The organism is Pseudogracilibacillus amylolyticus (SeqCode) (assembly GCF_051918545.1).
Taxonomy (GTDB): domain Bacteria; phylum Bacillota; class Bacilli; order Bacillales; family Amphibacillaceae; genus Pseudogracilibacillus.
The window spans coordinates 1-15271 of record NZ_JBPPZG010000029.1; the positions used below are offsets into that span (position 1 = coordinate 1).

Genomic DNA, 15271 nt, shown 5'->3' on the forward strand with positions numbered 1-15271 from the left:
TTAATTATGCAGTTTTTACTGTTTCTTTAGTAAACACCGATAATGCTAAGATTTCGGCAACGTCCATCGTTCCAATATCTTGTTCAACATCTTTTGCCTTTGTTCCATCACTTAACATCGTTAAACAGAATGGACATGCACTTGAGATCATTGTCGGGTTAACTTCCAACGCTTGTTCCGTACGGGCAACATTGATTCGGTTGCCAGTTGTTTCTTCTGTCCACATGAGCCCGCCACCTGCACCACAGCACATTCCATTATCACGGGTTCGAACCATTTCAACTAATTCGATTCCGGGAATTGCTTTTAAAATTTCTCTTGGTGGGTCATATACCCCATTATACCTTCCCAAATAACAAGAATCATGATACGTTAATCGATGTTCAATTCTTCCCTTTGGCTCTAATCTTCCATCCATCACTAAATCATATAACATTTGTGTATGATGGATGACCTCTGCTTCAAAGCCAAAATCAGGATATTCATTTTTAAAAATATTATAAGCATGGGGGTCAATGGTAACGATTTTTGTCACACCATTTTTCTCAAATTCTTTAATGTTCTTCTCTGCAATTTCTTGGAATAAAAACTCATTTCCTATTCGACGTGCAGTATCTCCAGAATTCGCTTCTTTATTTCCTAAAATTGCAAAACTTACACCTGCTTTATTCATTAACTTTGCAAATGCAATTGCGATCTTCTGGCTTCGACTGTCGTAAGCTCCCATCGAACTAACCCAAAATAAATATTCAAAATCTTTCTTTTCTTTTTTAAGTTCTTTCACTGTCGGGATATAGACATCTTCATCCAACTCACGCCATTTAATCCGGTCTTTTTTAGATAATCCCCACGGATTTCCTTGGCGCTCAATATTCATGACTGCTCGTTGGATTTCAGAATCCATTTTTCCTTCCGTCATCACAAGATATCTACGCATATCAATAATCTGACCGACATGCTCATTCATCACTGGACAGGCATCTTCACAATTTCGACACGTTGTACAACCAGCTAACTCTTCTTCAGTAATGACATCCCCGATCATACTAATTTGACTTATTTCTGCAGTAGCTTCCTCGCGATCCATATTTACATATTTATTTGGCCCATTACTTCCAAAAGCATACGCCGGAACCCAAGGCGCCTTCCCTGTAACAGCCGCACCCTTTTCATTCAAGTGGTCACGCAATTTTATCATGATATCCATCGGTGATAACATTTTTCCAGTGTTCGCAGCCGGACAAACGCTTGTACAGCGTCCACATTCAACACATGCATAAAAATCAAGCATTTGAAGCTGATCGAAATCTTCTACTTTTCCGACGCCAAAGGAAATTTCTTCTTCATCTGCTTCCTCATCAAGGTCAAAACTAATCGTTTTTAATTTACCCGGAACACGTTTACTTAAAAATACGTTTACCGGTGCAGCAATTAAATGAGCATGTTTCGACTGCGGAATATAAACTAAGAATGCAAGAATTGTTACTGTATGAACCCACCAGGCCACATAAAATAAAACCATTGCAGCAGTTGGAGAAAGCCAGCCGAAAGCAAGCGCTATTAAACTCGCAACAGGCTCTGTCCATGTCGCAGGTTCATCCTGCCAAATTTGTAACATACCATTTCCAAATAAAACAGAGACCATCAATGTTCCAATAAAAATAAGAACAAGACCAGCATAAAATCCTCTTTTAAGGCGAACTAGTTTTTCTATATAACGACGATAAAAAGCCCAAATAACTGCAACTAAAATCGTCAATGTCACTAGTTCTTGAAAAAAAGTAAATCCTGGATAAAGCGGTCCAAATGGTAAGTGTTTCCCTGGCGCAAGCCCCTTAACAAACATATCAATCGCGCCAAACTGGACAAGAATAAAGCCATAAAACATCATGACGTGAATAATTCCCGATTTTTTATCTTTTAGTAATTTCGATTGACCAAAAACGATCACCCAAACATCACGTAATCGTTCTTTTAACGCAAGATCAAATTCGGACTTTTTACCAAGCTTAATAAATGCTATCCTTGTTGCCACTGCTTTCGCAAATAGAAAAATACCATATGCTGTAACCGCAATAAAAGCAATCCAATTAATGAGTAAAAACGTATCCACCTGCGCTCCTCCTCTTATTTATCATTGTTTGTTAACGTTTACACTTCATTTCTTACTCATTAATAAAGTGTTATTGACTCTATCATAAAACATGAATGATCATTCAGTCAACTTTATTTGTTAATATTTATTCGTTCAATCTATTTCATCGCAGATATTACTGGTAGATTTGTCCAAAATTTCTATTAAAAAAATTAAGAATCCGCTCAATCACTTCAAAATAAGTTTAAATGATATTGCGGATTCTTGTTTCATGATTAAGGACTCTTTTTTAAAGTAATATGCTTTCTACATCTTCTCCGGCGCACTTACTCCAATGATCTTCAACGCATTTGCAATCGTAATCTGTACTGCTTTCATCAACGCAACTCGCGCATTGGTCAAGGCTACATTTTCTTCGTTTATCACTTTTTCTGCATTATAAAAACTGTGTAAAAGTGAGGCCAAGTCGTAAACATACTGAGTAACCCGGTTTGGAGCTTCCCTCTTAGCGGCATCAGCAACTAATTGAGGAAACTCGGCCAATTGTTTTAATAACGCTGTTTCCTTTTCTGAAGTAAGCAAAGTCGGGTCAAAATCAGACTCCAATTTAAAGCCTTTTTCTTCGGCTTGTTGTAACATGGTACAAATTCGGGCATGTGCATATTGAACGTAGTAAACAGGATTCTCGTTTGATTCGGAACGAGCTAAATCAAGGTCAAAGTCAAGTTTTGAGTCATTGGAACGCATCGTAAAGAAATAACGGACCGCATCCACTCCAACATCCTCCATCAATTCTCTTAGAGCGACTGCTTTTCCGGTACGTTTACTCATGCGAACAATTTCCCCATCTTCCAAAACGTTCACCATCTGAATGATGCTCACACTCATTTTCTCTTTCGGATAACCAAGTGCTTGAATCGCAGCACTCATTCTAGGGATATACCCGTGGTGATCTGCTCCCCATACATTAATGATTTTATCAAATCCGCGTTCCAATTTATCCTTATGATACGCAATATCTGGCGTTAAATATGTGTAGCTTCCATCTTGCTTAATGAGCACACGATCTTTGTCATCGCCAAAAGCTGTTGACTTAAACCAAGTTGCTCCATCTTTTTCATACGTGTACCCTTTTTCCTCCAGTTGCTGTAACGTCTCGGTGATCTTGTTATTTTTATAAAGAGACATTTCCGAAAACCAGTTGTCAAACTGAACGCCAAATGCATCCATATCTTCTTTTATTTTCCCTAACTCAAATTTGAGTCCATAATCTCGGAAAAATGCCAGTCTCTCATCTCGCTCTTTTTCTAACCAAGATTCCTTATATTCCTCGGCTAGCTGTTCACCAATTTTTATTATATCTTCACCGTAGTACCCATCCTCAGGCATCGTACTTTCTTTACCAAGTGCCTCTAAATATCTAGCCTCTATTGAGATGGCAAGTTGATCTATTTGGTTACCAGCATCATTAATATAATATTCCCGCTCCACGTCATATCCAGCAGTCGCAAACACATTACATAATACATCACCAAATGCAGCCCCACGTGCATGGCCTAAATGCAAATCTCCTGTTGGATTAACTGAAACAAATTCGACTTGTACGCGTTTATTTTTTCCTGCATCAGTTCGCCCATAGTTTTCTTGTTGGTCTAAAATAGTAGAAATAATATTGCTTAAAAAATCTTGTTTCATAAAAAAATTAATAAATCCAGGCCCCGCTATTTCAACTTTATTAACATTTGCCTTTTCCTTATCGATATGATCTACTATTTTTTCCGCGATCTGTCTTGGTGCCATTTTGGCAATTCTCGCTAGCTGCATCGCAATATTCGCAGCAAAGTCTCCATGCGCTTTTTCTTTCGGTTTTTCTAATTGAATGGCAGGAATTTCTTCTTCCTTGGCCAAGTCAGCTTTTGTAATGGCTGTAATAATTTCTTTTTTAAGTGTTTCTTCCACTTTAACTAACGCATTCATCTTAATTTCGCCTCCGTATAGGTAAGTGTTAAATGATGGTTTCTGCTTTCCTCTTCATTCACTTTAACATCATATTGTATAATTACTTTTCCTTCTTGGTCATCTGCTAATAATTGGTGTGTAATTGATTTTGTCATAATTTCTAACAGAAAAGCACCATATGGGTGACGATAAAGACATTCCGTCTCCTTCCCCTTAATAAATTGTTGATTCATCGATACTTTTCCTGAACGTTTTATATTGATTTTATTCGGTCGAATCGTGATGAGATTTTCTACGTCACCAAATTCGTTTGTCTTTTCTATAAAGGATATCACTTCAATATTTTCTTTCTTTACATAAATTCCTACCTGCTTGATAATCGATAGTTCTTTTTCTCCTTGGTCATCGATAACTGTTCGAAGTTCGATCGCTATGTCTTTTTTTACAAGTTTCATTGGCGCTCCTTAAAATTGTATTGTATCCATATATTATAGCGATAAATACACTGTTTTTCCATTCACACAAAAAGAATCAAAAATAACAAATTAATAAGAATCCGTTTATTTTTAATCAATTTTTACCATAATGTACATAACTGAACAAAAATGAGGCAGGCAATTATGAAGGTTATCAAGTCACTTAGTAAGTTAACTTTTTATACAGTAATTTTTATGGCGCTAACAATTGGATCGATTCTAACTGCAAGTTATATTCTTGGGCCTCCAGATTTATCCAATGAGTATGTTACCGTATTATACGATCAAAATGATGAAAAAATTGAAAATACGAATAGCTACCACAAACAATTAAATTTGGATGAAATATCTCCTTTACTAATCGAAGCGACTATTCAGGCTGAGGACAAAAACTTCTATGAACATCATGGTTTTGATTATAAAGGAATCATGCGTGCTATCATTAAAAACATCCGTTCTTCCCGATTAAAAGAAGGCGCCAGCACCATCACACAGCAATATGCCCGAAATTTGTATCTCACTCATGAAAAAACGTGGATTAGAAAAATAAAAGAAGCGTTTTACACCGTTCGTCTGGAGATGTTTTATTCAAAGGAAGAAATACTAAAAGGGTATTTGAATTCAATCTATTATGGCCATGGAGCTTATGGGATTGAAGCTGCAAGTCATGTTTATTTTGAAAAAAGCGCTAAAGATTTAACACTTGCAGAGGCTGCCATGCTTGCCGGAGTCCCTAAAGGTCCGACATATTATTCACCATTTAACAATCAAGAAAATGCCTTTAATCGACAAGAATTTATCTTAAAATTACTTTTACAAGAAAATATTATTACACAAGCGGCTTATTATAACGCAAAAAAAGAAGAGTTCCAATTCGATAAGCCAAATATCACAAACGATACGTTAGCTCCTTTCTTTGAAGACGTCGTGTTAAAGGAAGCCAAACAAATTTTAAATGGAAAAGAGGAAACAATTTTAACAAGTGGCTACCGAATTTATACAACATTGGATCAACATTTACAAAAGGAACTTGAGAAAAAAGTCGCAGCTCATCTCGATTCAAAAAGTGAATTCGAAATAGCTGCCATTTCTATGGATCCTAATGATGGTGCAATTATTAGTTTAGTAGGTGGTAAGGACTACCGAGAAAGCCCTTTTAATCGTGCTACAGATGCTAAAAGGATGGTCGGATCTACCTTTAAGCCTTTTTTATATTATGCTGCACTTGAAAACGGGTATACACCAACAACAATGCTCTTAAGTGAGCCAACTGCGTTTGTAATGGATGAAGGAAATGTATATAAACCTAGTAATTATAACGGATATTACGCTAACAAGCCGATTTCTTTAGCTCAAGCGATCGCTTTATCCGACAATATTTACGCCGTTAAAACAAACCTTTTTCTAAGCCCTGATATCGTAGCCGAAACTACAAAAAAATTTGGAATTAAAAGTGACTTACCAGCTGTTCCATCCCTTGCACTTGGAAGCGCCTCAATTACCCTTTTGGAAATGGTGCAAGCATATGGGAGAATTGCAAATGGGGGCGAAGAAGTTAACGGATATACAATTAAAAAAATTGAAAACCATAAAGGAAAAGTTATATATGAAAAAGAAGAGACAGATAATAAACAAATTCTCGACCAAAAAAAAGCTTTTATCTTAACTCATTTAATGCAAGGAATGTTTGACAGAAGATTAAATGGGTATATGGAAGTAACGGGTTCTTCGATTATCGATAAAATCAATCATCCCTATGCCGGTAAGTCTGGTACGACCGATTCAGACAGCTGGATGATTGGATTTAGTCCATCTGTTGTAACTGGCGTTTGGACGGGCTATGACGATAATCAACCGATCCAACTTGCTAGCGAAAAATCTGTTGCTAAAAACATATGGGCGGAAGCAATGGAGGCCGCTCATTCTTTGGATAAAGATTATAATTTTAATGTTCCTGAGGGGATTGTCGAAAGAGTGATCGATCCTGAAACCGGCATGTTAGCAACGAATGATTGTGAGACGAGAAGAACATTCTATTTCGAAAAAGGGACAGAACCTACCCAATATTGCTCGACACATCTTCCTAAGAATGAGCAACCGCAAAACCAAGAAAAGGAGGACGGACTCCTTAAACGGCTTTTCGATCTTTTCGGTTAATTGCAGTCATTGAATGATAGCAAAACATATGCAATTTTTGCGATAACTTTAAACATTCTTACGTGACCTAATTTCAATTCTGGAAAAAGAATGAGAAAAATTTTAATGTGACGTTTTTTACTAGCTTTCAATGAGCTAAGAAATATGTAAACCGCGACTATCATGCGTTTGCCATGCTTGTGATAATTGATAACTGTCTTAAAAAGCTTCGTTCTTAATTAACAAGCGTGGAAAATAAAGAAACCGACTCGTATAATTGAGTCGGTTTCTTTAGTGTCCTAGCAATTCTTTGTAGCCCATGTATCTCTATCTTACAAAGTATAAAGCTAAAGTACAAGAATTTACTTTGAGACTAATTATTTGTCACAATCTGTTCACTTTTCAAAGTTGTTTTTTAATTCTTCACTTGAATTTTCCCACATATTATTATCAAAATTCTTTAGAAAATCACCTAATAGCGTTCGGGAATGTTCATCCATATGCTCAACAACTACTTTTCCTTTTAGTGACTTTTCCATATGGGTTACATGTTCTGCCATCGATTTATATGCCTTTTTATTTGGACGATCCACACGAAGTTCACTGGCAGCAACTCCGGAATAATATGGACCCTTTTCTCCATTTTCAACAGTGACCCAAACTATCCAATATAAACGACCATCCGGCACTTCGTTTCGATCAGAATAGTAACGAACACGGCGTTCAATATCACTTCTAGCATGCATTGCATCCATATCGACATAGGCTTTATTTTCCACTGGATCGACAATGACAGATGACATATTTTCTAAAGAAATAGAGCCCATCCCGTATCCGCCATGCCCATCTGTTGAATCATCCTTAATTATTGTGAATTGTTGTTTCGGTTTTTTATTATTTTCCATAATGTCAAGGCTCCTCCTTTTTAAACTTAGTTTATTCACATTGTATCATAATCATTATTTAACGATAATATAACAGCTCAATTATCTCATCTTTAAGCTTAGCATCTTGAATCATCTTGATTTTTTCAATTGGAAAATAAATTTTATGATCTTCTCTCGTTTTTCCAGTTATTGCTTCAACGATAACAGAGTGTGTTGATAATTCTTTTTCTTCTCCGGATGGCATTTGTAAATAAATCGGAATCCGCTCTTCTCCTGCACGGTAGACATCATACGGTAAATCTGCAGAAGAATCGATAACTAAATAATAATCTGGGTCAATTCCTGCTTCACAAAAGAGATTTTGCAACTTTTCATATTTTTCCATATGTTTCTCTGGTTTAAATTGTATATATTTAAATAAAATCCGATTGACAAACCGGGAACTAAGATCTCGAAGCACTTCATCATCTTCATACTGCCACTGCTGAAAGTAATAATTAATTACCGATTCGTCCAACTGTAAATAATCCTGAAGCTTTACTTCGCCTTTAAAAAAAGATAAGAGTAAAGTTGGATTCATCTTGAAATGGTATCCTTGTTCGTATAGATATTTCACCCGATGAAAAATTTTCGTCAAAATCACTTCGGCACTACGTGTTACAGGATGAAAATAGACTTGCCAATACATTTGATAACGGGACATAATATAATCTTCCACCGCATGCATTCCCGTTGCTTTAATGACAACTTGATCTTCCGTCGGACGCATTACCCTTAAAATTCTCTCCATATCGAATTGACCATAACTAACTCCCGTATAATATGCATCCCTCAAAAGATAGTCCATTCGGTCTGCGTCAATTTGACTCGAAATCATACTAACAACCAATTTATCAACATACGATTTATCAATAATTTGCGCAACTTTTTTAGGAAAATCCGGCTCAACCCGACTCAATACTGCATTTACATTCGTATCTTCCAAAATAATTTTCTTTGTAAATTGTTCATGATCTAGGGAAAACACTTTTTCAAAAGAATGTGAAAATGGGCCGTGACCTAAATCATGTAGTAAGGCTGCACATAGGCTAACTAACCGTTCTTCTTTATTCCACCCTTCATGTGACTCCATTTTATTAATAATTCTTCTAACAATTTCATATACGCCTAAAGAGTGGTTAAACCGACTATGTTCTGCACCGTGAAATGTCAAGTATGTAGTCCCTAATTGCTTTATTCTTCTAAGCCGCTGAAATTCAGGAGTGGCAATTAGGTCCCATATTACTTGATCACTAACACGTACATATCGATGAACGGGATCTTTAAAAACTTTAACTTCATCCAATTGTTTATTTTTATACATCTTGATCACCCGTTTCTTTTCATACTATTAGATTCTATTATATAATAGTTTCGTACACGTTTAAACATCGTAATAACAAGGAGTCTAACTGTGAAAAATATTTTTGAAATCATTCATCATTCATCGATTCGATTTTTAGATCATGCATCTAAGAGAACAATATTTAATGAGCCGAATAATGCGCTTGCGTCTTTTGCTATTGATGATGCAATCGCAACAACTGTAGGAAATGAACTAGTAGTCCCGACCATCCGCACATGGGTGCACGATCGTACCGTTGTACTCGGTATCCCTGATTCTAGATTGCCATGCTTTGAAGATGGGGTAAAGTATTTAAGGAACTTACATTATAATGTAATTATTCGTAACTCCGGAGGGCTCGCTGTATTAATCGATAAAGGTGTTCTAAATATTTCACTTATCTTACCGAGTAAAAAGCAAATTTCTATACATGAAGGTTATAATATTATGTTTCAATTGGTAACCTATCTTTTTAAGGAGTACACGAGTGAAATAAAAGCCTATGAAATTAAAGGTTCTTATTGTCCCGGAGATTATGATTTAAGTATTAATGGGATAAAATTTGCCGGCATTTCACAACGGCGAGTCAGAAATGGTGTAGCAGTTCAGATTTATATTGATGTGGAAGGAAGCAGTTTTGAGCGTGCTAGCATCGTAAAAAATTTTTATGAAGTAAGTAAACAAGAAAAAAAGACAAAATATGAATATCCCGAAGTTAACCCAAACGTAATGGGGTCAATTAGTGAATTGTTACAAATTGACTTTACTGTTAAAGGGCTTATCGAAAAAATACAACACCAGCTTGAAACAGAAAATCATCCAGCCAGTGAAATGATTCCTGAAGAAGAGGAAATTTTTAAAAAGCGCCTGGAACAAATGCATAAACGGAATGAGAAAATCTTATAGCGTAAAAAGAATTTGACTTACCTAAAATATTCCGCCTCAAAAGCAGACGGTTACCTCTACAATGCCTTGCCAATAGAGGATTGTAATTCACAATTGAAGGATACTGTTGAGTAGTGAATTTAAAACTATATGATTTCCGCTGTGTAAAAATGAACGCAGTCACAAAGCAAAATACCGCTACGGAAATACATTCCGCTTTCCGTGGGCGGCTGTTGAGCCTCCTCGTCGCTACGCTCCTGCGTAGTCTCACCGAGGCCTTTCCTCCCACAGGAGTCTCCATGTATTTCCTTCGCTGGTGTAGTGGATGATAAATGTTCTATATCAGGGGATTCACCGATCTAGTTGATTGTAGTGTAGGGTAGTCGACTCCTGGTCGGCTAAAATCGGTCACGTCCTCATGTCTTCGTCTGCACTAATACATCCTGTACGTCGGAAGACTCAGAAGCAGTGGTTTTCTGCTTCAGAGGCAGACCGCCGTGCTTTAGGATGCGCGTACTGCCCGGAGCGAAAATCAACGGCGATGTAATACGCAGTTTATGGAAATTAGTAATCAAGTTAGAAAGAATTAAACCTTTTTCTCCCAGAAACTCCACACTGTTTATTCCGCCTGCGCTGCTGTAATTAATGCTAATTTATAGACATCCTCCGTGCTACATCCTCTTGAGAGATCATTTACCGGTTTATTTAAACCTTGTAAAATGGGACCGACCGCTTCGAACCCACCGAGTCGCTCGGTTATTTTATACCCGATATTACCAGCTTCTAAGCTCGGAAAAACAAATACTGTCGCATCTCCTTTAATTTCAGAATCAGGAGCCTTTTTAGCCGCAACACTTGGGACAAATGCTGTATCAAATTGAAACTCTCCATCAATAATTAATGCAGGTTGTTTCTCTTTTGCAAATTGAACTGCCTCAATTACTCTTTCCGTTTCTTCGGACTTAGCTGATCCTTTTGTTGAGAAGCTTAACATTGCTACTCGTGGTTCAACATCAAATAGTTTAGCCGTTCTAGCACTCTCCACAGCGATCTCAGCTAAATCTTCACTTGTTGGAGCTATATTAATCGCACAATCAGCAAAAATATATTTTTCATCATTTCGTACCATGACAAAAACACCTGATGTTTTATTGATACCCTCTTTTGTTTTGATAATCTGTAAAGCAGGACGCACGGTATCTGATGTAGAATGAACTGCACCACTAACTAATCCGTCTGCTTCTTCCATTTGAACTAACATGGTACCAAAGTAATTTCCGTCCTTTAACACATGTTCCGCTTCTTCTCTTTGCACTCGCCCATTTCTTCGCTCGAGGAAGGCATCGACCATCTCATTCCATTTGCCATAATCAGTAGGATCGATTACTTCACAACCAGCAATATTTACATCAAGCGATTCCGCTAACTGATTTACTTTATTTACATTTCCGATCAAAATAGGTCTAACTAAATTTTCATTTGCCAATCTGCTTGCCGCAGTAATAATTCTTTCATCCGTTGCTTCAGGAAAAACAATGTTTTTTAATGCTTTTTTTTGTAAACTTTCTTTTAAACCGCGAAATAAATCACTCATTCAGTATCCTCCACCTTTTCCATTTACCCTAACGATTCATTTTACTTATATATTGAATTATTAGACAAGTTCAATTATATCAACATTATAGGAAGTAATTCAAGAATTCTTTATGACAATTTTTCAAATGTCGAATTTCTTGCTTCAATTGTGGTATAGTAGGGTTGTCTACAATACTCTATTAATACTGGAGGAAGATATTATGGTACAAGCAGTTGAAACCTTTGATGGTTGGTATAGTTTACATGATTTACGTACTATCGATTGGACTTCTTGGAAATATGCTCAAGAAGAGGAAAGACAAGAAGCAATTAATGAGTTCACGGAACTTTTATCAAAATGGGAAAAAGTTGAAGATGAGAAAAAAGGAAGTCATGCTTTTTATAAAGTCGTTGGTCAAAAAGCAGATTTTATCTTTATGTTTTTAAGACCTACGATGGAAGAATTAAACGAAATTGAAACTGAGCTAAATAAATCCAAGTTCGCTGAATATTTAATCCCTGCGCATTCTTATGTGTCAGTAGTTGAAATTTCCCGTTATCAGCCAGAAAAACCTGGAGAGGATCTCCTAAATTCTCCATATATTCAAGGACGACTTTATCCGACACTCCCTAAATGGGACTATATGTCGTTTTATCCTATGAATCGCAGACGTGAAGGAAACGATAATTGGTATACATTGGAGAAAGATGTCCGAGGAAAATTATTGTACGAACATAGTAAAACGGGTAGACAATATGCTGGAAAAGTACAGCAAGTTATTACAGGCTCAATCGGTTTTGATGATTGGGAATGGGGCGTAACATTATTTGCACATGATGTTATTGAACTGAAGAAAATTGTCTATGAAATGCGTTTTGACGAAGTTAGTTCCCGTTACGGAGAATTTGGAGAATTTTTTGTGGGAACAAAAATTACAAAAGAAGAATTACCAAAATACCTAGAAGTATAAAGAGAATTTGAGTTATCAAATTCTCTTTTTTGTATTCTATTCACCTACTCATATCATTGCCGGACATATCATATAATTACAGAAATGAGATCTTCAACTAGAAGGTGAAAACATGTATCAACAACGAGAAAGATATAATATCGTTAGTGTGATAACTCTTGGTTTAGCAATATTAATTGGATTCATTGCTATTCTTAAACTTTCCTTTTTATTAGTGCTATTTTCAATTTTACTCATAGCCATTAGCATCATTTGTGACGCTTTGCTGCTTAATATATCATTTCAAAAATTTGAAGGTCTGAAGCAACTAGCACGAGGTGTAATATTAATTTTTTTAATCATATTCTTATTTGTCTTCTATGTGAAAGGTTTATAAAAACTTGATTAACCCATACCCTAATAGTATCCAACCAATTAAAAAAGCAACCCCACCAAATGGTGTAATCATTGCTAAAGTCCGAACCCCTGTAGTGGAGTATAAGTATAAACTTCCTGAAAATAACAAAATTCCTATCACAAACATCCAACCCGCCGATAAAAGCATGCTTGATTGTGTCTTTAATAATAAAATTCCAGTTAACAGAACACTAACCGTATGAAACATTTGATAATTTACTGCTTTTTCCCATGTCTTAAGCGCACTTTCGGAAATTTTACCCTCTAATCCATGAGCTCCAAACGCTCCTAAAGCCACCGCTAAAAATCCATTAATCGCTCCAATTATAAACAAAAACTTCATTATCTAATTCCTTTCATATGCTAAAAATCAAAAATTGAATCTCCATCTAAATCATTTATAGTATTTGCGGGAGATTCACTTGAAATTTGCGTTTTCATTATAAGATCTTTTTTGCTTGTCTCTTGATTACTTTCCTCTAAAATTAATTCACTTAATAATTTTATTTTGGAAATAGACTCAATTATTTGATCGTTATTTTTTGCTTTTTTAGCTTTATCAATTTCTTCTTCTATTTTCTTTAATACTGTTTCACTTGATATTTTCATCTACTTTACACCTCACCATGCTAGTTTTAGTATAGCATTGTTTTAAACTGCTTAAAACTAAAACCACACAGCAAATAAGTCTTATCTGAGGCAAGATAAGACTTGTTATCTTTTAGTATTTTATCTGTGCTTCTGTTTCTTCTTTATGCTTTTCATACACCCATTTCAAAAATTCTATTTCTTGTTGTTTCAGTTCCCTGTCGAGTTTTTTCTTCGTATTTTCATACATCTCCATCCAACCAACCACACGACAGACCCCTTTCTTCTAACCGACTGTTTCTCACATTATACAATTGACCAAATATTTTATCAATAGTTTTTGTTAAAAAATGTATTGTAACAAAAAGAAAAGATTTCGCCATCTGTTACATAAGATGTGAAACCTTGGGATAAATCGTCTATAAATGTCTAATTCTCCCCCATACAATTGACCAAATGTTTTGTCGAAATTTTTTTAATGCATTGTAACAAATGAAAACATTTTCCTCCTGTTACATAACTTGTGAAATCTTGGATTAAATTGTTTATAAGTCTATTTCTGACTCTTTTAACATTTTATTTAACAAATAACTTACGATCTACATTAGCGAGCACTTCTACCCCACTTTCAGTTACTCGGAAAGTTTCACTAATTTCAATACCGTACGTATCTAGCCAAATTCCGGGAATCATATGGAAAACCATATTTGGTTGTAAAACAGTTTTATCTCCAGATCTTAGACTTGCAGTATGCTCTCCCCAATCAGGTGGATAATTAAGTCCAGTAGAGTAGCCTATTCTTGACTCTTTTTCAAATCCTCTTTTTTCGATTGATTTTCTCCAGGCTAATTCTACTTCTTCACATGTCGCACCAGGCTTGACAGCGGCAAGTGCTTCTTCGATTCCTTCGATTGCAACATCTGCTAACTCTTCCATTTCAGGCGTTGGTTTTCCGATTACTAGAGTTCGTGCTAGGGGAGAATGATAGCGTTTATGGCACCCGGCTAATTCTAAAATAACAGGATCCCCTTCCTTATATTTCTCATCTGTCCAAGTTAAATGACAGGCAGATGTTTTCTCACCAGATGGAAGTAGTGGAACAATCGACGTATAATCTCCACCAAATTCTTCTGTACCGGAAATCTGAGTATGGAAAATATCTGCAACAACATCACACTCTCTAACACCTGCATTTATTCTTTCAATTCCTTTATACATTGTTTCCGTCACGATTGTGGCAGCACGTTTTATTAGCTCTATTTCTTTGTCTGATTTAACGATACGAATCCAATTTACTAGATTAGTACCATCGACAAATTTTGCATTTGGAAGTTGCTTGGTTAATTGAATATAATTTTTTGCCGTAAAATAGTAAGCATCATATTCAGCAGCAATGGTCTTATTAGAGAGACCTTTTTCTTCTATTATAGTGGCGACAAAGTCCATTGGATGTTTTACTGTTGATTGTACATGGTCATCTGAATATGGAAGGATATTTTTACTGTCTAACCAAGTTGTAATTTCTGCTGCACTAGCGTCAATTCCCCGGCCTATCCAAATCGGTTCTTCCTCTTCGGCGATGACGATTAATAATTGGTGTACATAAAATGACCAAGCGTCAAATCCTGTTAAATAGTTCATGTTTGCGGGATCAGTTACTAACAAAACATCAATCCCTTGTTGTTCCATGCTTTCTTTTGTTTTGGTTAATCTTGATTTGTACTCCGCTTTCGTAAACGTTAACATAATATCCTACCTTTCTCGCTGTTTTCTTGAAAATTAATGTTTTTAACTATTGGTTTTTCCACAAAATCCATAAACTTCGAAATCAAAGTCTATATGTTATGTATCAACCTATAGGAGGGCAATTCATATATTACGAATCGACTCGACGTCTTGGGAAATGAATCGACATCTCG

At 36.0% G+C, this 15271-nt stretch carries 14 protein-coding genes; 4 read left to right on the forward strand and 10 right to left on the reverse strand.

What is annotated here, in order from left to right:
* Window positions 1-4: 4 nt before the first annotated feature.
* The 3 genes from ACPYKA_RS05240 to ACPYKA_RS05250 form a co-directional block, all read right to left on the reverse strand.
* A complete protein-coding gene (locus ACPYKA_RS05240) occupies window positions 5-2113 on the reverse strand; it encodes a (Fe-S)-binding protein (RefSeq protein ID WP_479541333.1) in 2109 nt (702 codons plus the stop codon).
* A gap of 288 nt (window positions 2114-2401) precedes the next feature.
* Entirely contained in the window at window positions 2402-4072 is a 1671-nt protein-coding gene (gene argS / locus ACPYKA_RS05245) for an arginine--tRNA ligase (RefSeq protein WP_479541334.1), read from the reverse strand.
* Complete coding sequence (locus ACPYKA_RS05250) at window positions 4069-4509, reverse strand: YwiB family protein (RefSeq protein WP_479541335.1); 441 nt, start codon at window positions 4507-4509, stop codon at window positions 4069-4071. Before ACPYKA_RS05250 ends, argS begins: the two co-directional genes overlap by 4 nt.
* A 165-nt stretch (window positions 4510-4674) precedes the next feature.
* Between ACPYKA_RS05250 and ACPYKA_RS05255 the strand changes: the two genes are divergently transcribed.
* Window positions 4675-6687, forward strand: a complete 2013-nt coding sequence (locus tag ACPYKA_RS05255; RefSeq protein ID WP_479541336.1) for a transglycosylase domain-containing protein — start codon at window positions 4675-4677, stop codon at window positions 6685-6687.
* A 374-nt stretch (window positions 6688-7061) separates the two neighbouring features.
* Here ACPYKA_RS05255 and ACPYKA_RS05260 read toward each other — a convergent pair whose 3' ends face one another.
* Both ACPYKA_RS05260 and ACPYKA_RS05265 read right to left on the reverse strand, forming a co-directional pair.
* On the reverse strand, window positions 7062-7571 hold the full coding sequence (locus ACPYKA_RS05260; protein ID WP_479541337.1) for a YwhD family protein: 510 nt from the start codon (window positions 7569-7571) through the stop codon (window positions 7062-7064).
* A 58-nt stretch (window positions 7572-7629) separates the two neighbouring features.
* Complete coding sequence (locus ACPYKA_RS05265) at window positions 7630-8916, reverse strand: HD domain-containing protein (RefSeq protein WP_479541338.1); 1287 nt, start codon at window positions 8914-8916, stop codon at window positions 7630-7632.
* Window positions 8917-9006: 90 nt separating this feature from the next.
* Between ACPYKA_RS05265 and ACPYKA_RS05270 the strand changes: the two genes are divergently transcribed.
* The gene (locus ACPYKA_RS05270) at window positions 9007-9843 is read left to right on the forward strand and encodes a lipoate--protein ligase family protein (protein WP_479541339.1); all 837 of its coding nucleotides are present in this window, start codon (window positions 9007-9009) and stop codon (window positions 9841-9843) included.
* A gap of 598 nt (window positions 9844-10441) precedes the next feature.
* Here the strand turns inward: ACPYKA_RS05270 and pta are convergent.
* Window positions 10442-11416 carry a phosphate acetyltransferase gene (gene pta, locus ACPYKA_RS05275; protein WP_479541340.1) on the reverse strand — a complete coding sequence of 325 codons (975 nt, stop codon included), beginning with the start codon at window positions 11414-11416 and terminating at the stop codon, window positions 10442-10444.
* Window positions 11417-11618: 202 nt separating this feature from the next.
* Between pta and hemQ the strand changes: the two genes are divergently transcribed.
* A complete protein-coding gene (gene hemQ, locus ACPYKA_RS05280; RefSeq protein ID WP_479541341.1) occupies window positions 11619-12368 on the forward strand; it encodes a hydrogen peroxide-dependent heme synthase in 750 nt (249 codons plus the stop codon).
* A 112-nt stretch (window positions 12369-12480) separates the two neighbouring features.
* Complete coding sequence (locus ACPYKA_RS05285; RefSeq protein WP_479541342.1) at window positions 12481-12744, forward strand: hypothetical protein; 264 nt, start codon at window positions 12481-12483, stop codon at window positions 12742-12744.
* On the opposite strand, the gene ACPYKA_RS05290 is transcribed toward ACPYKA_RS05285, so the two are convergent.
* The 4 genes from ACPYKA_RS05290 to ACPYKA_RS05305 all read right to left on the reverse strand — a co-directional run bounded on the left by ACPYKA_RS05290 (window position 12739) and on the right by ACPYKA_RS05305 (window position 15098).
* Window positions 12739-13107 carry a DUF423 domain-containing protein gene (locus tag ACPYKA_RS05290; protein ID WP_479541343.1) on the reverse strand — a complete coding sequence of 123 codons (369 nt, stop codon included), beginning with the start codon at window positions 13105-13107 and terminating at the stop codon, window positions 12739-12741. The two genes, ACPYKA_RS05285 and ACPYKA_RS05290, sit on opposite strands and share 6 nt — an antisense overlap.
* A 20-nt stretch (window positions 13108-13127) precedes the next feature.
* Window positions 13128-13373 (reverse strand): DUF5327 family protein, encoded by a 246-nt coding sequence (locus tag ACPYKA_RS05295; protein ID WP_479541344.1) that lies wholly within the window; start codon window positions 13371-13373, stop codon window positions 13128-13130.
* Window positions 13374-13485: 112 nt separating this feature from the next.
* Entirely contained in the window at window positions 13486-13620 is a 135-nt protein-coding gene (locus ACPYKA_RS05300; RefSeq protein ID WP_479541345.1) for a hypothetical protein, read from the reverse strand.
* Window positions 13621-13928: 308 nt separating this feature from the next.
* Window positions 13929-15098, reverse strand: coding sequence for a M24 family metallopeptidase (locus ACPYKA_RS05305; protein WP_479541346.1), 1170 nt, complete (start codon window positions 15096-15098; stop codon window positions 13929-13931).
* Window positions 15099-15271: the final 173 nt, after the last annotated feature.